Raw genomic sequence first — 18,515 nt, forward strand, 5'->3', positions numbered from 1 at the left:
AATGAAGAGAATATATTCCGTATTGGTAGAGAACCGTTCCGGTGTTCTGTGCAAGGTAGCCGGTCTGTTCTCCAGAAGATGTTTTAATATTGACAGCCTTGCCGTGGGAGAGACCGATGACCATGCAGTTTCCTGTATGACCATTGTAAGCTCCGGTGATGAGCGTACCCTAGAGCAGATTGAAAAGCAGCTGAATAAGAAACTGGATGTCATCAAAGTGAAGACTTTGTCCCAGGAACAGTGCTATACCCGGGAATTAATGTTATTAAAAGTTAAATATAACAAGAATAATCGTAGGGATATTATAGAAATCTGTGACATTATGAAAACAGAGATCGTAGATATGTCAAAACACTTTATGATGCTGCAGATTTGCGATGCTCCGGAGAAAATCGACACTCTGATCAAGATGCTTCAGACCATCAGTATTGTGGAAGTAGCTCGAACAGGAACCTTGGCATTATCAAAATGCACGGAAAATGATGATTAAAATACATCAATCATAATGTTAAATTCACTAATTGACATTCTGTAGTCATCTTGCTATATTAAGAATACAGTTGCTGCTCCGTCAGGGAGGACGGCTGTAGAAATACGAAAGGTATGGTAGATATTCATGCAGAAAAAAGTATTTCAGCTGTTGGTTGACAACACTTCAGGTGTGTTGAGCCGTATTGCCGGATTGTTTTCCCGTCGCGGTTATAACATCGAAAGTATTACGGCAGGTGTGACCGCCGATCCCCGTTTTACCAGAATCACCATTGTGACATCGGGAGATGACGATATTCTGGAACAGATCGAGAAGCAGGTGGGAAAGCTTGTGGATGTCCGGGATATTAAGGAACTGGACCCGGATGACAGCGTGTACCGCGAACTGGTACTGGTCAAGGTGAAAGTAGATCCCGAAAAGCGTCTGGAGATTCGCCAGGGGGTAGAATTCCTTGCCAACAATTTCCGTGCGAAGATCATTGATGTAGGTGCGGAGAATCTGATTGTTGAATTTACCGGTAATCACAGCAAGGTCAATGCGCTGATCCAGCGTTTTACGGAAGAGTACGAAGTACTGGAGCTTGCCAGAACCGGTATCACAGGTCTGGGAAGAGGTATCGAGAACGTTACCTATATTGAAGATTGAGGACTGACAGGCGTAAGACCTCACACTTTATGTTAGCTCTAGGGAAGATCCCTATCAGTTATAAATTTTATGTCTCATAACGGAGGAGAAGAAAATGGCTAAGATTTTTTATCAGGAAGATTGTAATCTCTCTTTATTAGAGGGTAAGACTATCGCAATTATCGGCTACGGCAGCCAGGGTCATGCACATGCACTGAACCTGAAGGATTCCGGATGTCATGTTATCATCGGTCTGTACGAGGGCTCCAAGTCCTGGGCAAAGGCTGAGGCACAGGGGTTCGAAGTATTCACCGCTGCAGAAGCTGCAAAGCGTGCTGACATCATCATGATCCTGATCAATGATGAGAAGCAGGCTGATCTGTACAAGAACGACATCGAGCCCAACCTGGAAGAGGGCAATATGCTGATGTTCGCTCATGGTTTCAACATTCATTTCGGATGTATCGTACCTCCCAAGAACGTTGATGTTACCATGATCGCTCCCAAGGGACCCGGACATACCGTAAGAAGTGAGTATCAGGCTGGTAAGGGTGTTCCCTGTCTGATCGCTGTAGAGCAGGATGCAACCGGTAAGGCTCAGGATCTGGCACTGGCTTATGCACTGGGTATCGGCGGCGCAAGAGCAGGCGTTCTGGAGACCACTTTCAGAACCGAGACCGAGACCGATCTGTTCGGTGAGCAGGCTGTTCTGTGTGGCGGCGTATGTGCTCTGATGCAGGCTGGTTTCGAGACTCTGGTTGAGGCTGGTTACGATCCCAGAAATGCATACTTCGAGTGTATCCATGAGATGAAGCTGATCGTAGATCTGATCTACCAGAGTGGTTTCGCAGGCATGAGATATTCTATCTCCAACACCGCTGAGTATGGTGACTACATCACCGGCCCCAAGCTGATCACCGAGGAGACCAAGAAGACCATGAAGAAGATCCTGTCCGATATTCAGGATGGTACTTTTGCTAAGGAATTCCTGTTAGATATGTCTCCCGCAGGCAAGCAGGTTCACTTCAAGGCTATGAGAAAGCTTGCTGCTGAGCATCCTTCCGAGAAGGTCGGCGAAGAGATCCGTAAGCTTTACAGCTGGAACAACGAGAGTGATAAGCTGATCAACAACTAATCAACTGTAAAAAATCCAATGCTATGACAAAAGGGCTGTGTAAGAATGTAAAAGTTCTGACACAGCCTTGTTTTGACAAAAAATCAGTTGTTTTCAAAGGAAAACCGCAAAAACAAACTGGAAAATACATATTAATTGCGATAAAATGAATAAGTAAGCCCGAAAAATAGAAACGTGGCATTGAAACATGAAACAGATCTGTGGACAGGAAAAGACATAAATGCGCAGATCACGGAAAGGCATGAAAAGCGGTATGAAAGATTTTGAAGCAAAAACCTCTCCCAGGCAGAAAATGGATACCGAAAGCTGGTTTATCGAATGTTACCGGAACAATCAGGGGCATCCTCTGCGGACGTTAGTGCATCTGTACAAGGGAAATTATCATAAATTTGTTCTGGCAGTCATCTGCTTTTTTGCAAAGCATGCCTGCGTCTGGGTACTGCCGATCATTACGGCCAATATCATCAATGATGTGACATCCCACAACCCGGATACTTTTCGGAACATTATTTTTTACAGTATTCTGGAAGCAGGGCTGATCCTGCTGAACATTCCGATGAACTATCTGTATACTTCCTACAAGAGTCTGGCCACCCGCTATGCGGAGACGGGACTGAGGAAAGCATTGATCCGAAAGCTTCAGCAGTTATCCATTTCCTATCATGTGGAGACTCAGTCCGGGCGATTGCAGTCCAAGATCATGCGTGACGTGGAAGCGGTAGAGGGGCTTTCCACACAGTTATTTTTAAGCATTCTGAACATTGCGCTGAATATTGGTGTGGCGCTGGTGGTCACCATCAGCAAGAGCCGGATCGTATTTATCTTTTTCCTTTTGACCACACCGGTAGCAGCCATCACCATGGTCACTTTCCGGAATATCATGAAAAAACGGAACACTGAATTCCGTAAGGAAATGGAAGAGACTTCCGCCAGAGTTATGGAAATGGTGGAACTTGTGCCTGTGACCAGAGCACATGCCCTGGAGGACGAAGAAGTGGCAAAAATGAGCGGCCAGCTTTTTGCTGTGGCGGAAAAAGGCTACAAACTGGATCTGATCCAGGCATTGTTTGGCTCGGTGGGCTGGGCAGTATTCCAGATCTTCCAGGTGATCTGTCTGGCATTTACCGGATATCTGGCCATTGGCGGCAAAATTCAGGCAGGCGATATCACATTGTACCAGAGTTATTTTGCCACGGTAGTCAATCAGGTGTCCTCCATCGTCACCCTGCTGCCTACCATTGCCAAGGGTATTGAATCCGTCAATTCCATCGGTGAAGTATTGTTATCTGAAGATATCGAAGATAATGAGGGCAAGGAAAAACTGGAACAGGTGACCGGTACTTTTGATTTTGAGGACGTATGTTTCCATTATAAAAATAACGAACATAATGTATTGAACCATCTGAATCTTCATGTGAAATCGGGAGAGACTATTGCACTGGTGGGAGAATCCGGTGCCGGAAAGTCTACGATCCTGAATCTGGTCATCGGTTTTAATCAGGCGGAAAGCGGAAAAGTCCTGATCGATGGCAAGGATATCAGTAAGATCGATCTACGCACCTACCGAAAGCACCTGGCGGTAGTTCCCCAGACTTCGATCCTGTTCTCCGGAACGATCCGTGACAATATCACTTACGGTTGCGAAAATGTGTCGGAGGAAGAACTGCAGAAAGTGATCAAAGCTGCCAATCTGTCGGATCTGATCGCATCACTGCCTAAGGGTCTGGATACCATGGTGGGAGAGCACGGCGGCAAACTGTCTGGCGGTCAGAGACAGCGTATCTCCATTGCCAGAGCACTGATCCGGGATCCGAAGGTGATCGTACTGGATGAAGCCACCTCGGCTCTGGACAGTATTTCAGAAAAGCTGATCCAGCAGGCGCTGAACAATCTGACAGAAGGGCGTACCACCTTTATCGTGGCCCACAGACTGTCCACTATCCGGGATGCCGACAGGATCGCGGTCATTGCAGACGGTCGCTGCGCAGAGTACGGCACTTATGAAGAACTTATGGCTCTGCAGGGAGAATTTTATCAGTTGAAACAGATTCAGAGCTGATGGAAATCAGAAAACAGAAAAGTTGCTTGAAACATATGTTCGGCTATGGTATGATAAACATATCGTAGCCGATTTTTACAGGTTACTATTTGCAGGACAGGAAAGACGAGGACTTAGTATACATGTTTGCATATGTGAATGGCTTTTTGGAAGATACCACAGTAGATAACGCTGTGATCGATGTCAACGGATTTGGCATCAATGTAAGGATTTCTGCGGATACAGCCTCCAGGCTGCCGGGAATCGGAGAAGAAGTTCGGCTTTACACTTATACCTATGTGAAGGAAGATGCCTTTTTACTATATGGTTTTCTCTCCCGAAGTGATCTGGAAATGTTCAAGTTGTGCATTACAGTCAGCGGAATCGGTCCAAAGGGAGCACTGGCAATATTATCGGTCATGGATGCAGATGATCTGCGGTTTGCCATTATGTCCGGGGATGCCAAGGCAATCTCCAGGGCCCCGGGAGTGGGAGCCCGGACGGCGCAGCGCCTGATTCTGGAATTAAAAGATAAGATCTCCATTGATGATACACTGATCTCCAGAGAGATCGCCACAGGCGGAGCCCAGGGAATCCTGACTGCCGGCAGCCTGCACATTGACAGTGAGAAGAAAAAGGAAGCCGTGGAAGCACTGGTGGCACTGGGATACGGACAGGCAGAGAGCCTCAAGGCTGTCAATGCCCTTGAGGATGTGGAGACCATGGATTCCGGCGCGATTCTGAAAGCTGCGCTGAAAAAATTGTTTTAAGGAACCGGATAAATTATGCCTAGAAGAATGATAGAGACAAATATCACAGAAGAAGATATCAAACTGGAAGGCTCTCTGCGGCCCCAGACACTGGATGACTATATCGGCCAGTCCAAGATCAAAGAGAACCTGAAGGTGTATATTACCGCAGCAAAGCAGCGCGGAGATGCACTGGACCATGTGTTGTTCTATGGACCTCCCGGACTGGGCAAGACCACGCTGGCAGGAATCATAGCCAACGAAATGGGTGTGCATATGAAGGTGACCAGTGGCCCTGCGATTGAAAAGCCCGGTGAAATGGCGGCGATCCTGAACAATCTGGAGGAGGGAGATCTGTTATTCGTGGATGAAATCCATCGGCTGAACCGTCAGGTGGAAGAGGTACTGTACCCGGCCATGGAGGATTACTGCATCGATATTATGATCGGAAAGGGTTCCAGTGCCAGATCTGTGCGTCTGGAGCTGCCGAAATTCACTCTGGTGGGAGCGACCACCCGTGCCGGACTTCTGACTGCACCTCTGCGGGATCGTTTCGGCATGATCCATCATCTGGAATTTTATACCATAGAGGAATTACAGCAGATCATCATGCATTCCGCCCGGATCCTGGACGTGGAGATCGAACCGGCCGGAGCAAAGGAAATGGCCAGAAGAAGCCGCGGTACACCGAGACTGGCGAACCGGATCTTAAAACGTGTCCGTGACTTTGCACAGGTCAAATACGACGGGATCATTACCGAGGAGGTAGCCAGAACGGCATTGGATCTGATGGATGTCGATAAGATGGGACTGGACCATATCGACCGCAATATTCTGGTCACGATCATTGAGAAATTCGACGGAGGTCCCGTGGGTCTGGATACCCTGGCAGCTGCCATCGGTGAAGATGCCGGTACGATAGAGGATGTCTACGAACCCTATCTGATCAAGAACGGATTTCTGAACAGAACACCCAAAGGCCGTGTAGTCACAGATCTTACCTATCATCATCTGGGACTGAATTGATACGTGCAGCTTACGAAATTTTACTTGCCACCCTATACATTCTGATATATAATAAATCTTGTATTATATTTTTGTGTAAATGGCATATATTGTGTTTTTCAAAAGAGTGTTAAGAGGGGTGTGGAGATGTCACCTAAGACAGATACAGAAGTGATCATAGGCGGAAAAGTATTTACTTTAAGCGGCTATGAAAGTGAAGATTATATGCAGAAAATTGCTTCCTACATCAATGGAAAGATTACCGAATACGGGAAGCTGGACGGCTTTCGCAGACAACCTCTGGATAAGCAGAACATTCTGCTCCAGTTGAATATTGCAGATGATTATTTTAAAGCCAAGAAGCAGATCTCCATTCTGGAGGAAGAACTGCAGGGCAAGGAAAAAGAGCTTTATGATCTGAAGCATGAACTGATTTCAGCACAGATCAAACTGGAAAATGCAGAAAAGCAGGGGAAGGAACTGCAAAAGCAGTTAAATGAAGACGCCAAGAAGATTGTACGTCTGGAGACAGAATTAAAAGACAAATAAATTGATAGCTGTCCGTTTTCGGGCAGCTATTTGCTTATATGAATCGAATGCAATAGAGGAAATCTGAAATCTATGAAAGCAGCAAAAAAAGTAGAATTACTGGCACCTGCCGGAAATGCGGAAGCCTTTTACGGGGCTATCCATGCCGGTGCGGATGCTATATATCTGGGTGGCAGCCGTTTCGGGGCCAGAGCTTATGCGGAAAATTTTTCGGAAGAAGAACTGGTTGCCTGTATCCGGTATGCTCATCTTTTTCAGCGAAAAGTATATCTGACGGTAAACACACTGGTAAAAGAATCGGAATTTTCCGGACTGTATGAATATGTATTGCCCTATTACCGGGCCGGACTGGATGGGGTGATTATCCAGGACATGGGAGTGTTTGCATATCTCAGAGAACATTTTCCAGGGATGGAACTCCATGGAAGCACTCAGATGACCATTACAGGGGAGTATGGGGCAGCTTTTCTGAAGGAACAGGGGGCCTGTCGTGTAGTTCCCGCCAGAGAGCTGAGCCTTGCGGAAATCCGCAGGATCAAGGAAGTCACAGGGCTTGAGATCGAATGCTTTATCCATGGAGCCATGTGTTATTGCTATTCCGGACAGTGCCTGTTCAGCAGTATTCTGGGGGGCAGAAGTGGCAACAGAGGACGTTGTGCCCAGCCTTGTCGCCTGCCCTATACCACTGGAAAACATCCGAAGGAATGTTATCCTTTAAGCCTGAAAGATATGTGTACCATTGAATATATTCCGGAGCTTCTGGAGGCAGGGATCGACTCCTTTAAGATCGAAGGCCGTATGAAGAAGCCGGAATATGCCGCCGGAGTTACGGCAATTTATCGCAAATATATTGACCAGTATTATGCGGATTCCAAAGCTCCTCAGAAGATTTCTGCGGCAGATATGCATACGCTTTCCTGCCTCTATATTCGCAGTGAGAGACAGGATGGTTATTATCACAAGCACAACGGCGGGGAGATGGTGACTCTGGACAGCCCGGCTTACAGCGGTAGTGATGAGACTTTGCTTCAGAATATCCGGAAGAAGCATCTGGAACACAGGCTGACCCTTCCGGTATCCATGCAGGCTGAATTTCTGACCGGGGAGACCGCAAAATTGTATTTGTGGACCGGAGAGAGTGCCGTCACCGTAGAAGGGAATGTGGTAGAAGAAGCTTCCCGACAGCCCATCACACAGGAAAATATAGCAAAACAGCTTGGGAAACTTGGCGACAGTCACTTCCATCTGGAGGACTCCATCGGAATCCGGGTAAGTGACAATGCTTTCTACCCGTTAAAAGCTATCAACGAGTTACGCCGAAAGGGACTTTCCCTGCTGGAAGAACAAGTGATCCTTGCAAACGGCTTCCTTTATGAGAGAACTTCCGAAAAAGCTCCGACACTGGCTGACGATGGTGATTTTCGGAAAAACGATAGTATAAAGTCTCAAAAATCCGATGAAAAATGGGCTATCACGATACGGACCCCGGAACAATGGCAGGGCTTTTGCAGTTCATCCTTCTGGAAAGATCCGGTCAGAACCGCCGGACAACTCGGACTCTATCTGGATGCGGATTTCCTGTTACAGGATCCGTCCGCTGCGGAGAAGATTTTGAGAAGCCTTACTGAAAAAGAGATCCAATCTGTGATCGCTCTGCCGAAGATCCTGCGCCTGCGGGATGGGCAGTATCTTGAAAAATTACGGAAATTGCTGCTGGAAAATCTGGCATATATAAATGGCTTTCAGGCAGCAAACATGGAACATATCGCGTTATTAAAACAATGGAATTTTACCGGAAAAGAAATCTATGGGGATCATAGTCTGTATCTCTGGAACCGGACCAGCCGGGATTTCTGGAAGGCATTTTTAGACGGCTATTGTCTGCCGTTGGAGCTGAATGCCGCAGAGCAGAGGGACATTCTGGATCCTGCGTTTCCTGCGGAAAAAGTAATATACGGCAGGATCCCTATGATGGTCACCGCCAACTGCGTGCAGAAGACCACTGACCGGTGTCAGCCGCAGGAGAATCCGAAGGCATTGGATCTGATCGACCGCTATCATAAAAGATTTCCGGTTCAGCGGAATTGTACCCACTGTTTTAATGTGATCTATAACAGTGTTCCGCTTTCCTTGCACAAGGAATTATGTAAATGGAGCGGCCTGGTGACCGGACGGCTGGATTTTACCACGGAAAATGAGACCGAGACTTTGGAAGTCCTGGAGTATTTTGCCGGTACCCGTAAGGAATTGCCCTATGGGGAATATACCACCGGTCATGAAAAACGTGGAGTAGAATAGACAGAAAGGTTTTGGATCCATGCAGGAATATGTGATTGAATTATCCAAATATTTTATCGCCTTTTTTATGGTGTTATATACGGCAAGCTGTTTTTATACCTTTCGGTATCCGGTGGGAGAGAAGCATCGTGGAGTATTTATTTTACAGGATCTTTTGATGTTTCTGGTGCAGGTCCTCTGTTTTCTGAACCTGTCCCTTGTCAGCGGAGATTTTCAGTACTTGTTTTTCTTTGCATTTATACTGATCTTTCTGTTTGCTACGATCACGATGGTATCGCTGATCTACGAGAATATTAACAAGCTTTTGCTGAATAATATGTGTATGCTTCTGGGAATCGGTCTTTGCATCGTATCGAGATTATCTTTTGACAAGGCCATCCGGCAATATGTGATTGTACTGGTATCTCTGATCTTTTCCCTGCTGGTTCCGTATCTGCTGGGAAAGATCCACTTTTTTAAGAAGATCACCTGGCTGTATGCCACGTTGGGAATTGCGCTGCTCAGTACGGTGCTGATCCTGGGAGAGGTGACCCATGGTTCCAAGATTTCATTTTCCCTGGGAGGAATCACGTTCCAGCCTTCGGAATTCGTCAAGATCCTGTTCCTGTTCTTTCTGGCGGGAGCGTTGTGGGAAAATGTCTCCTTCCAGAGAGTCGTTCTGACGGCGATCATTGCGGGAGCCCATGTGGTGATCCTGGTAGTATCCAAGGACCTTGGAAGTGCTTTGATCTTTTTCGTGGGCTTTGTGTTTGTGGTTTTTGCTGCCACAAGAAATTATCTGTATCTTCTGGCAGGACTTGTCGGCGGAGGTGCGGCTTCTTATCTGGCTTATCAGCTGTTTGATCATGTACGGGTCAGAGTACTGGCCTGGCAGGATCCCTGGAAATATATTGACAATAAAGGCTATCAGATCACCCAGTCATTATTTGCCATCGGCAGTGGAAGCTGGTTCGGCATGGGACTGTTAAAAGGTAATCCCACAGCGATTCCTTATGTGGAAGCGGACTTTATCTTTTCTTCCATCTGCGAGGAACTGGGCGTGATCTTCGGAATATGTCTGATCCTGATCTGTGTCAGCAGTTTTCTGGAAATGATGCGGGTGGCAGTATGCATTCATGACAGATTCTATCAGCTGATCGTATACGGCATCGGTATTATGTATATTTTCCAGATATTCCTGACCATTGGCGGCGGTACCAAGTTCATTCCGCTGACCGGAGTGACACTTCCTTTCATCAGCTATGGAGGAAGTTCCGTCATGACGACCATGATCATGTTTTTCATTATACAGGGAATCTATATTCGCCTGCAGAAGGAAGGAGAGCGCAGAGGTGGCAGAAAATAAGGCGCAGAATACGCAGAAAAATACACAGAAAAAAGATGCCGACCGCAAAAAGGACGCCCGGAACAGAAAACGTATGGGCAACCAGCGTGAAATCTGGCTTTCTGCCGGAAGCATCGGTGTCCTGTTCTTGTGCCTGTTGGTCTATCTGGGTCATTTTGTGGCAACCAGCGAACAGGATATGATCAACAACAGTTATAATTCCCGTCAGCAGATTCTGCTGTCCCGCAATTACCGCGGATCCATTTATTCCAGGGATGGGGATGTTCTGGCAGAGACGATACTGGATGCGGATGAAGAGGAGACTCGAAACTATCCGTATAAGAATCTGTTTTCTCATATCGTAGGTTATTCCACCCAGGGACGCATGGGAGTGGAGGCTCTGGCCAATTACTATCTGATCAACACCAATACCTCCCTGAGCAATAAAGTGAAAAACGATACTGCCGGGAAAAAGAATCCCGGAGATAATGTATATACCACACTGGATGTCCAGATCCAACAGGTGGCCAACGACCAGCTGGATATTTACCGTGGTGCCATCATTGTAACGGAAGTGTCTACCGGCAAGATTCTGGCAATGGTGTCGCATCCCGATTTTGATCCGAATACCATTCCGGAGATCTGGGATGATCTGATCGACAATGATTCCAGTACAGTACTGTTGAACCGCGCCACCCAGGGACTTTATCCGCCCGGATCCACCTTCAAGATCGTAACGGCATTGGAATATATCCGGGAGAATCCCACCACGTATCAGAATTATTCTTATAACTGTAATGGTTCTTTCCGGGTGGGAGACAGCAAAATCAGTTGTTATCACGGTTCCAGTCACGGACAGGTCAGCTTTCAGAAGTCCTTTGCAAAATCCTGTAACTCGTCCTTTGCCAATATTGGAATGAGCCTGGACAGAGAGGCTTTTCAGGAGACACTGAATGACCTTTTGTTCAATAAAGATCTGCCACTTACGCTGAATTATGCCAAAAGCTCGGCTATCGTCTCCGAAAGTACACCTTCCGCGGAAATGATGCAGACCTCCATCGGTCAGGGTAAGACCCAGATCACACCGATGCATCTGAATATGATCACCTGTGCCATTGCCAACGATGGTGTTCTGATGAAACCCTATGTCATTGATCATGTGGAAAATGATGAAGGTACTGTGGTAAAAAGCTTTAAGGCATCGGAATACGGCCGTCTGATGACAGAGGACGAATCTGCGATTCTGAAACAGTTGATGACCGATGTTGTGGAAGAGGGAACTGCTTCCAAGTTAAGAGGTTTAAACTATACGGCTGCCGGTAAGACAGGTTCTGCGGAATACAATAATATCAAGGGTGACAGCCATGCCTGGTTTACCGGTTTTGCTCCCGCAGAAGACCCGGAAGTCTGTGTCACCATTATCGTAGAGGGTGCAGGAAGTGGCGGTGATTACGCAGTTCCCATTGCAAGACGTCTGTTTGATGCTTACTTCAACCAGAAAGAGTGATCGGAGGAGTCAAAAGAATCATGATAGAGGCTACCAGTTGCGGTGGCGTTGTGATCTTCCGTGGGAAGATCCTGCTGCTGTATAAGAACATTAAGAATAAATATGAAGGCTGGGTATTGCCGAAGGGTACCGTCGAAGCCGGGGAGACCCATGAGGAGACCGCACTCAGGGAAGTGCTGGAGGAAAGCGGTTCCAAGGCATACATTGTAGATTATATCGGCAGAAGCGAGTATTCTTTTACCGTACCGGAAGATGTGGTGGAGAAGGAAGTCCACTGGTATCTGATGGGAACGGACAGCTATTACAGCAAGCCCCAGAGAGAAGAGTATTTTGTGGATTCCGGCTTTTACAAATATCATGAAGCATACCATCTTCTGAAATTTGCCAATGAAAAGCAGATTCTGGAAAAAGCCTATGCGGATTATCAGGAAAGAAAAAGGAATAATCAATGGAAAAATTGATTATTCCTGCTTTTCTGAAATATTTTTAAACATTCTTGACGATTTCCAGATCCGGTCTCTGCAAGAGATCAACAAATTCGTTTTTATCATTTTTTAAAATGGGACGGGAGTATTTGTTGGGATGAATGATCAGTACTTCCCAGATGCTTCCGTCATTCAGTTCCACGCTGGTTCCGATCTGGGCATCTGCAATACGTTTCATGATCGGCATCAATAATTCCACGTCATATTTATCCAGACTCTTTTCGAAATTCCCAAGAATCTGTAACGGTGTCAACGCATTACGGTAGGTTCTGGGAGACGCCATGGCAATATAGGCATCAATAATGGCAATATACCTTGCGAAGACATCAATTCTCTGTCCGGACATATGGTAAGGATAGCCGCTGCCATCGAGTCGTTCGTGATGCATGATCACAGCATTTTTCACATGCTCATTCAGATCCTGATTACGTACGGTGGTATAACCGACTACAGGATGAGTCTTGATAACTTTGAATTCTTCATCCGTCAGTTTGCCGGGCTTCCATAACAGTTCATAGGGCAGCTGCAGCTTGCCGATATCATAATAGAAACCGCAGAGAATCAGGGTATTTTTCTCTTCTTCGCTCATTCCCAGCCAGTCAGCGAAGGTCCCCGCCAGAAGAGCGGCATTCAGTCCCTGGGTATAGGTGAGTTCATCCTCACTGGGCATCAGATTGTACAGATAGTCTAACAGTACCGGGCCGGAAGTAATATAATAATACAATTCGTTGTAAATTGTCAGCAGAATAATATCCGCCGGTTTTCTTCCCATGATCAGCAGTTGTTTCATGGCTAATTTATATTGTCCCAAAAACAACGGATAAGCACGTTCGAATGCTTTGAAATTAGTATCAAAACGAATCTTGGCATAATGTGTAGTGGCGAAATCAACATCTTCCATTATGGTGACACATACCAGATTGTACCGTTTCAATTTCTCAATGATCTGCGGAGTGATGGTGGTTCCTGCAGGGTAGATCACACGATCCTGATCCAGAATGTCCTCCCCCAGGACCATATCCGGCTGTAACTCCATTTTAGTAATAACCTTCAAGGCTGTATCCTCCTCATTTGTACTAATTCAAGTATAAAATATCATGCTAAAAAGTCAAGTAACAAAAATTGTAATATAAAGGAAACTATGCTATACTAGAAGAAAAAGATTTAAGGAACTTGTGTATGGCAGGAAAGCTGAAGTTTGCGCAAAATCTCTATCTTGGAGAGGGCATCGCACCGGAAAAACTGGATAAACTAAAAAAGAGACTGAATAAAAAGCCTCTTCTGGCCAATGTATATCTGATCACTCCGGCCAGAAATCCGGCGGATCAGCTGGATATTTTTGATGCCAGACAGTTGGTACAGCCTCATTATAAGGACGAAGAATTTCTCGTTCTCGGTATGGCTTCCGGCTACGAGGATGCGCTGCAGCTGATCGAACGGATCACCGGAGAGTGCCTGAAAGCCAGAGGGGACTGTAATCTGCGGGAGTATTTACTATGTTGACGATTCTTTTTAAAATATTGAGTATTCTTGGGATCGTGCTTCTGATCCTGTTGGGAATCGCACTGGTGGTAATTCTCCTGGTTCTGTTCTTTCCGATTTCTTACAAAGCTGCCGGAAAGCGTACGGCAGAGGAATTCTGGATCACCGCGAGAGTAAAATGGCTGTTCGGTCTATTGCGGATGAACTGCGATTATCCTGATCCCGGGAAAATTTGCGTAAAGTTTTTATTCTTTACGCTATATGATTCTTCCGTAGAGAAGCCGGAGAAAACAGACCGGACATCGACGGAAACGACAGGGAACGAGAAAACACCCGCTTCTGCGGAGCAGACAACAGAAGAACATACCCCGGAATCTGTCGGGACGCCTAAGCTGATCGAAGCAGAAGATCCCACGGCATTCTCGGCAACGGCCGCAGATGTTGAGTCTGCTGCGGAAAGGGAGGATTCCGGAATCCCGGAACCGGGAACACCAGAGCCAGCGGGAGAAGCTCCCGGGAAGACTACGGATCGTCTGTACGCATTTTTTACAAGAATCCGGTACACAGTCCGAAAGATTTGTGATAAAATCAAAAATATTCTGGAAAACATTGCATTTTACAAGAACCTGTGGAATGACCCGGATACCCAGGGACTTTTGAAACATGCCGGGAAACGTTTCGGACATATCTGGAAGCGGCTGCGCCCGAGAAATCTTACGGTCAATGCCACGGTCGGCACCGGTTCTCCGGATACTACGGGATATCTGTATGGTATCTACGGAATGGTGCTTCCGAATCTGGGAAAGGGGATCTGCATTACCCCGGATTTTGAACAGGCGATTCTGGAAGGGGATTTCAAGGCTTCCGGACATTTTACCGCGGCCTGTGTATTATTCCATTCCGTCCGACTGCTTTTAGATCGGCGATTACGGGAATTGTTGCATAAAATCAGACAATATCAGAAGACACAGAAAAAATAACAGTGTAAAACAGGAGGTTTGTTATGGCAGACAAAGAGAATCAGTTTCAGGGCGTTGTAGAATCCCTGTTGAAGGGTATGGATACCGTATTATCCACTAAAACCGTAGTCGGTGAGGCTACAAAGATCGGCGATACGATCATCCTGCCGCTTGTGGATGTCACCTTTGGTGTCGGTGCCGGAGCCGGCAATAATTCCGAGAAAAAATCCGCATCCGGAGCCGGAGGCTTAGGCGGTAAGATGACCCCCAGTGCGGTTCTGGTCATCAAAAACGGTTCCACCAAGCTGGTAAATATCAAGAATCAGGATACAGTCACCAAGATTCTGGATATGATTCCCGATATCGTAGATAAATTTACCCAGCCGAAGGAAAAAGAAGAAATGTCCGATGCGGAAGTGGTAGATATCGCATTTCCTGAAGAGGAAGAGAAAACTACAGAAGACAAGTAATATTTAAAATACTCTGCATATAATAAAGTGAGAACAGTCTGGATCCGTTTGATAGATGAAGAAGATCATTGGTCTGATACTCTTTTTTGTGGCTGTCGGCATGCTGCTCATGCTTGTGATCCATAACCGTTTTATCGGCTTGATCATGGTAGCACTTTTATTATTTGCAGGGTATTATCTTTTCTGTGGTTGCGAGTAAGAGGGTGCAGTATGATTGATTGGGAAGAGGTCATTAAGGCAGAGAGTACCGAAGAACTGAAAGAAATAAAACTGTGGCTTTTCCAGGAAAATATGCGTCTGAAACAGGAACGCTCAGAGCTGGAGCAGGAGCGTACGGAACTGGAACAGGCCCGGAACAAATTTCTGGATGAGCGGGTGAAACTGCGGGACGAGCTGGATGAATTAAACCGCCGTACAATCATGGAACGGAAACGGCTGAAGGAAGAGAATCTGTTTTTTGAGAAGAAAATGGCCATTTTACAGGAGGGGTTCCGACAGCTGGAAGAAGACCGGAAGAAGTTCGAACAGGAACGGCAGATACTCATAGAGGAAGCCAGAGAACAGCAGGCCACAGGGCAGGATCCCGGAGAAGGCAGTTTTACAGCGGTACAGCTTTTATTCCGGGGAGTCAATAATCCGCTGGCTTTACGGAAGAGATACCGGGATCTGATCAAGATCTTTCATCCGGACAACCTGTTCGGTGACGGTGAACTGGCCGGACAGATCAACAAGGAATATCTGAAACGGAAACAGGAAGAGCGGTTCTGGTAACTGCATGGAAAATTACAAGCAAAAAATTAAGCCAGAAATGATGAATTTCATTTCTGGCTTTTTAAAATCCAATATTATCGCAGAAGATTAAGCTCTTTCAACTTTACCAGATTTTAAGCAGCTGGTGCAGACATGCATTCTTCTAGCTCCGCCGTTAACCTTGCACTTAACGCTCTTAACATTAGAGTTCCAAATTGCGTTGCTTCTTCTATGAGAATGGCTTACGTTGTTACCAAAATGAACGCCCTTACCGCAAATATCACATTTAGCCATCTTGACACCTCCTCGATCTAACGCGCATCTTACGCTTACTTTTAAACAATTTTTTTCAATAAAATACATGTGAAATGCTCACAACATTGATATATTAACAGAAAACCAAAATAAAAGCAAGCAAAAAATATTTATTTTTTTTATTTTCTTGTTTCTTTTTCAAAGGAAAGCTGTTAAAATACATTTATATATGTCTGAACTGTAGATTTTCAGGCAGACATATCGGAAGAAACAAGTGATCCGAATATGAAGGAGGTTCTATATGAAAGGTTCTTCTATGAATACCCATATGGGAAATATTGTCATTGATAATGAAGTCATTGCACAGTATGCCGGCAGCGTGGCGGTAGAGTGCTTTGGTATCGTAGGTATGGCCGGAGTCAGCATGAAGGATGGTCTGGTAAAGCTGCTTAAGATGGACAGCATCACCAGAGGCATCAATGTGTCCCTGGACAACAATAAACTGGTTCTGGACTTCCACGTGATCGTAGCTTACGGCGTCAGCATTCTGGCTGTCACCGACAATCTGATCAGCAACGTAAAATACAAAGTGGAAGAGTTTACCGGTATTGAGATCAAAAAGATCAACATCTTTGTTGAAGGTGTAAGAGTGATTGATTAAGGAGGAAGTAATTGTGGCTTTACAACAAATCGACGCTAAGATGCTTTCCAAGATGTTCTTAGCCGGCGCCAAGAATTTAGAGAATAAAAAGGAATGGATCAACGAACTGAACGTATTCCCCGTTCCTGACGGAGATACCGGAACCAATATGACCATGACGATCATGTCTGCTGCAAGAGAAGTGTCCGCACTGGGCGAGGATGCAGATATGGCTGCCCTGTGCAAGGCTATTTCCAGCGGTTCCCTGCGTGGTGCCAGAGGTAACTCCGGTGTTATCCTGTCCCAGCTGTTCCGTGGCTTTACCAAGAGCATCAAGGAAGAGCAGGTTCTGGATATTCCTGTTCTGACCCGTGCATTTGATAAAGCGGTGGAGACCGCATACAAGGCTGTTATGAAGCCGAAGGAAGGTACGATCCTTACGGTAGCAAGAGGTGCTTCCGATAAGGCAAAGGAGCTGTGTGAAGATGGTGCAGAGGATCTGGAGCAGTTTTTAGGATCTGTGATCGAACATGCCCGTTACGTACTGAGCCAGACGCCTGAGATGCTGCCCGTATTAAAGCAGGCAGGCGTAGTGGATTCCGGCGGACAGGGTCTGGTAGAAGTTTTAAGTGGTGCGTATGACGCATTCTTAGGTAAGGAGATCGATCTGACTGTAGCTCCCGCAGCTACTGCGAAGGCAGAGGATACCAAGAGTTCTCTGGAAGTACAGGCAGAGGCAGAGATCAAGTTCGGTTATTGCACCGAATTCATCATTCTGTTAAATAAGCCTTTCAACGTAAAAGCAGAGATGGATTTCAAGGCATTTTTAGAGTCCATTGGTGATTCTATCGTATGTGTTGCGGATGACGATGTGGTCAAGGTACATGTACATACCAATGATCCCGGTCTGGCTATCCAGAAGGCATTGAAGTATGGTGCATTATCCAACATGAAGATCGACAATATGCGCTTAGAGCATCAGGAGAAGCTGTTCAAGCTCTCCGAAAAAGAAGCAGCGCAGAAGAAAGCGGAAGAAGAGAAGGCTGCACAGCCTCCCAAGGAAGTAGGATTTCTGGCAGTCTCTGTAGGTGACGGCCTGAGTGAACTGTTCAAGAGCCTCGGTGTGGATTATATCATCGAGGGCGGACAGACCATGAACCCCAGTACCGCAGATATTCTGGATGCAGTAGACAAGGTGAATGCGAAGACAATCTTCGTGCTTCCGAACAACAAGAACATCATTCTGGCAGCCAATCAGGCAGCGGAACTGATGACTGACAAGGAGCTTTTAGTCATTCCCACCAAGACGATTCCTCAGGGTATCACTGCTGTGATCAACTTTGTTCCTGAGCTGTCTGTGGAAGAGAATGAAGAGACCATGCTTCGTGAGATCAAGAATGTCAAGACCGGCCAGGTTACCTATGCGGTACGTGATACCGTGATCGATGACAAGGAGATCAAGAAGGATGACTTCATGGGTATCGGTGATCAGGGTATTGTAGCCGTTGGCACCGATATGGTAAAGGTGACCCGTGATATGATCGCCGAGCTGGTAGATGAGGATTCCGAACTGATCAGCGTATACTATGGCTGTGATGTGGCAGAAGATGCTGCTGAAGCACTGCGTGCAGATCTGGAAGAGGCTTATCCTGCATGCGATATTGAACTGCAGTATGGCGGACAACCTATTTATTACTATACTGTTTCTGTAGAGTAAATGGAAAGTTAGTTAAATACATTGGCAAAATCCACGAA

The 18,515-nt window shown here is 46.2% G+C and carries 20 protein-coding genes; 18 read left to right on the forward strand and 2 right to left on the reverse strand.

Translation table 11 applies throughout. From position 1 onward, the window contains the following. Position 1: 1 nt before the first annotated feature. From ilvN (DW835_RS10510) to DW835_RS10560, 11 genes are all read left to right on the forward strand, one after another. A complete protein-coding gene (ilvN, locus tag DW835_RS10510; protein WP_022312897.1) occupies positions 2-490 on the forward strand; it encodes an acetolactate synthase small subunit in 489 nt (162 codons plus the stop codon). Between the two features lie 126 nt (positions 491-616). Beyond that, positions 617-1,135 carry an acetolactate synthase small subunit gene (gene ilvN, locus DW835_RS10515; protein WP_022312898.1) on the forward strand — a complete coding sequence of 173 codons (519 nt, stop codon included), beginning with the start codon at positions 617-619 and terminating at the stop codon, positions 1,133-1,135. Positions 1,136-1,229: 94 nt separating this feature from the next. Further along, positions 1,230-2,249: a ketol-acid reductoisomerase gene (gene ilvC, locus DW835_RS10520; protein ID WP_118503785.1), complete on the forward strand. Its 1,020-nt coding sequence runs from the start codon at positions 1,230-1,232 to the stop codon at positions 2,247-2,249. A 253-nt stretch (positions 2,250-2,502) separates the two neighbouring features. Next, on the forward strand, positions 2,503-4,308 hold the full coding sequence (locus DW835_RS10525) for an ABC transporter ATP-binding protein (protein ID WP_118731085.1): 1,806 nt from the start codon (positions 2,503-2,505) through the stop codon (positions 4,306-4,308). Positions 4,309-4,430: 122 nt separating this feature from the next. Beyond that, on the forward strand, positions 4,431-5,057 hold the full coding sequence (ruvA, locus tag DW835_RS10530; RefSeq protein WP_118731079.1) for a Holliday junction branch migration protein RuvA: 627 nt from the start codon (positions 4,431-4,433) through the stop codon (positions 5,055-5,057). Positions 5,058-5,072: 15 nt separating this feature from the next. Then, positions 5,073-6,062, forward strand: coding sequence for a Holliday junction branch migration DNA helicase RuvB (gene ruvB / locus DW835_RS10535; protein ID WP_022312902.1), 990 nt, complete (start codon positions 5,073-5,075; stop codon positions 6,060-6,062). A 126-nt stretch (positions 6,063-6,188) separates the two neighbouring features. Beyond that, positions 6,189-6,590 carry a cell division protein ZapA gene (locus DW835_RS10540; protein ID WP_022312903.1) on the forward strand — a complete coding sequence of 134 codons (402 nt, stop codon included), beginning with the start codon at positions 6,189-6,191 and terminating at the stop codon, positions 6,588-6,590. A gap of 72 nt (positions 6,591-6,662) precedes the next feature. Next, a complete protein-coding gene (locus tag DW835_RS10545) occupies positions 6,663-8,888 on the forward strand; it encodes a U32 family peptidase (RefSeq protein ID WP_118731080.1) in 2,226 nt (741 codons plus the stop codon). 19 nt (positions 8,889-8,907) lie between these two features. Beyond that, positions 8,908-10,233, forward strand: coding sequence for an FtsW/RodA/SpoVE family cell cycle protein (locus DW835_RS10550; RefSeq protein WP_118731081.1), 1,326 nt, complete (start codon positions 8,908-8,910; stop codon positions 10,231-10,233). Further along, the gene (locus tag DW835_RS10555; RefSeq protein ID WP_243037130.1) at positions 10,220-11,719 is read left to right on the forward strand and encodes a penicillin-binding transpeptidase domain-containing protein; all 1,500 of its coding nucleotides are present in this window, start codon (positions 10,220-10,222) and stop codon (positions 11,717-11,719) included. Before DW835_RS10550 ends, DW835_RS10555 begins: the two co-directional genes overlap by 14 nt. 20 nt (positions 11,720-11,739) lie before the next feature. Beyond that, entirely contained in the window at positions 11,740-12,180 is a 441-nt protein-coding gene (locus DW835_RS10560; protein WP_022312907.1) for an NUDIX hydrolase, read from the forward strand. A gap of 25 nt (positions 12,181-12,205) precedes the next feature. Here the strand turns inward: DW835_RS10560 and DW835_RS10565 are convergent, their stop codons facing one another. Further along, a complete protein-coding gene (locus DW835_RS10565) occupies positions 12,206-13,258 on the reverse strand; it encodes an HD domain-containing phosphohydrolase (protein ID WP_147353714.1) in 1,053 nt (350 codons plus the stop codon). A 125-nt stretch (positions 13,259-13,383) separates the two neighbouring features. Between DW835_RS10565 and DW835_RS10570 the strand changes: the two genes are divergently transcribed. Genes DW835_RS10570 through DW835_RS10585 form a run of 5 tightly spaced genes read left to right on the forward strand, consistent with a single transcriptional unit; the run spans position 13,384 to position 15,886 of the window. Beyond that, on the forward strand, positions 13,384-13,707 hold the full coding sequence (locus tag DW835_RS10570; protein WP_117466318.1) for a hypothetical protein: 324 nt from the start codon (positions 13,384-13,386) through the stop codon (positions 13,705-13,707). After that, positions 13,701-14,666 (forward strand): DUF2953 domain-containing protein, encoded by a 966-nt coding sequence (locus tag DW835_RS10575; RefSeq protein WP_118731083.1) that lies wholly within the window; start codon positions 13,701-13,703, stop codon positions 14,664-14,666. Before DW835_RS10570 ends, DW835_RS10575 begins: the two co-directional genes overlap by 7 nt. Positions 14,667-14,689: 23 nt before the next feature. Further along, positions 14,690-15,115: a GerW family sporulation protein gene (locus DW835_RS10580; protein ID WP_022312911.1), complete on the forward strand. Its 426-nt coding sequence runs from the start codon at positions 14,690-14,692 to the stop codon at positions 15,113-15,115. A gap of 55 nt (positions 15,116-15,170) precedes the next feature. Beyond that, complete coding sequence (locus tag DW835_RS18010; RefSeq protein ID WP_022312912.1) at positions 15,171-15,314, forward strand: hypothetical protein; 144 nt, start codon at positions 15,171-15,173, stop codon at positions 15,312-15,314. 11 nt (positions 15,315-15,325) lie between these two features. Then, positions 15,326-15,886 (forward strand): hypothetical protein, encoded by a 561-nt coding sequence (locus DW835_RS10585; RefSeq protein WP_117466314.1) that lies wholly within the window; start codon positions 15,326-15,328, stop codon positions 15,884-15,886. Between the two features lie 87 nt (positions 15,887-15,973). Here DW835_RS10585 and rpmB read toward each other — a convergent pair whose 3' ends face one another. Further along, positions 15,974-16,159: a 50S ribosomal protein L28 gene (gene rpmB, locus DW835_RS10590; RefSeq protein ID WP_022155072.1), complete on the reverse strand. Its 186-nt coding sequence runs from the start codon at positions 16,157-16,159 to the stop codon at positions 15,974-15,976. Between the two features lie 262 nt (positions 16,160-16,421). Here rpmB and DW835_RS10595 point away from each other — a divergent pair, with 262 nt between their 5' ends. Together DW835_RS10595 and DW835_RS10600 are read left to right on the forward strand one after the other, a co-directional pair. Continuing rightward, entirely contained in the window at positions 16,422-16,781 is a 360-nt protein-coding gene (locus tag DW835_RS10595) for an Asp23/Gls24 family envelope stress response protein (protein ID WP_022312913.1), read from the forward strand. 13 nt (positions 16,782-16,794) lie between these two features. Further along, positions 16,795-18,477 (forward strand): DAK2 domain-containing protein, encoded by a 1,683-nt coding sequence (locus DW835_RS10600; protein ID WP_022312914.1) that lies wholly within the window; start codon positions 16,795-16,797, stop codon positions 18,475-18,477. The last annotated feature ends 38 nt before the right edge of the window (positions 18,478-18,515 follow it).

Source organism: Clostridium sp. AM34-9AC, from assembly GCF_003480225.1.
GTDB classification, from domain to species: domain Bacteria; phylum Bacillota; class Clostridia; order Lachnospirales; family Lachnospiraceae; genus Acetatifactor; species Acetatifactor acetigignens.

Excerpts from the sequence above, each read along its gene's own strand:
- ruvB (WP_022312902.1), top strand. The coding sequence starts at position 5,073 with ATGCCTAGAAGAATGATAGAGACAAATATCACAGAAGAAGATATCAAA.
- ruvA (WP_118731079.1), top strand. The coding sequence starts at position 4,431 with ATGTTTGCATATGTGAATGGCTTTTTGGAAGATACCACAGTAGATAAC.
- DW835_RS18010 (WP_022312912.1), top strand. The coding sequence starts at position 15,171 with ATGAAGAAGATCATTGGTCTGATACTCTTTTTTGTGGCTGTCGGCATG.
- ilvC (WP_118503785.1), top strand. The coding sequence starts at position 1,230 with ATGGCTAAGATTTTTTATCAGGAAGATTGTAATCTCTCTTTATTAGAG.
- DW835_RS10570 (WP_117466318.1), top strand. The coding sequence starts at position 13,384 with ATGGCAGGAAAGCTGAAGTTTGCGCAAAATCTCTATCTTGGAGAGGGC.
- ilvN (WP_022312897.1), top strand. The coding sequence starts at position 2 with ATGAAGAGAATATATTCCGTATTGGTAGAGAACCGTTCCGGTGTTCTG.
- DW835_RS10545 (WP_118731080.1), top strand. The coding sequence starts at position 6,663 with ATGAAAGCAGCAAAAAAAGTAGAATTACTGGCACCTGCCGGAAATGCG.
- ilvN (WP_022312898.1), top strand. The coding sequence starts at position 617 with ATGCAGAAAAAAGTATTTCAGCTGTTGGTTGACAACACTTCAGGTGTG.
- rpmB (WP_022155072.1), bottom strand. The coding sequence starts at position 16,159 with ATGGCTAAATGTGATATTTGCGGTAAGGGCGTTCATTTTGGTAACAAC.
- DW835_RS10525 (WP_118731085.1), top strand. The coding sequence starts at position 2,503 with ATGAAAGATTTTGAAGCAAAAACCTCTCCCAGGCAGAAAATGGATACC.
- DW835_RS10575 (WP_118731083.1), top strand. The coding sequence starts at position 13,701 with ATGTTGACGATTCTTTTTAAAATATTGAGTATTCTTGGGATCGTGCTT.
- DW835_RS10540 (WP_022312903.1), top strand. The coding sequence starts at position 6,189 with ATGTCACCTAAGACAGATACAGAAGTGATCATAGGCGGAAAAGTATTT.
- DW835_RS10560 (WP_022312907.1), top strand. The coding sequence starts at position 11,740 with ATGATAGAGGCTACCAGTTGCGGTGGCGTTGTGATCTTCCGTGGGAAG.
- DW835_RS10580 (WP_022312911.1), top strand. The coding sequence starts at position 14,690 with ATGGCAGACAAAGAGAATCAGTTTCAGGGCGTTGTAGAATCCCTGTTG.
- DW835_RS10550 (WP_118731081.1), top strand. The coding sequence starts at position 8,908 with ATGCAGGAATATGTGATTGAATTATCCAAATATTTTATCGCCTTTTTT.
- DW835_RS10585 (WP_117466314.1), top strand. The coding sequence starts at position 15,326 with ATGATTGATTGGGAAGAGGTCATTAAGGCAGAGAGTACCGAAGAACTG.
- DW835_RS10595 (WP_022312913.1), top strand. The coding sequence starts at position 16,422 with ATGAAAGGTTCTTCTATGAATACCCATATGGGAAATATTGTCATTGAT.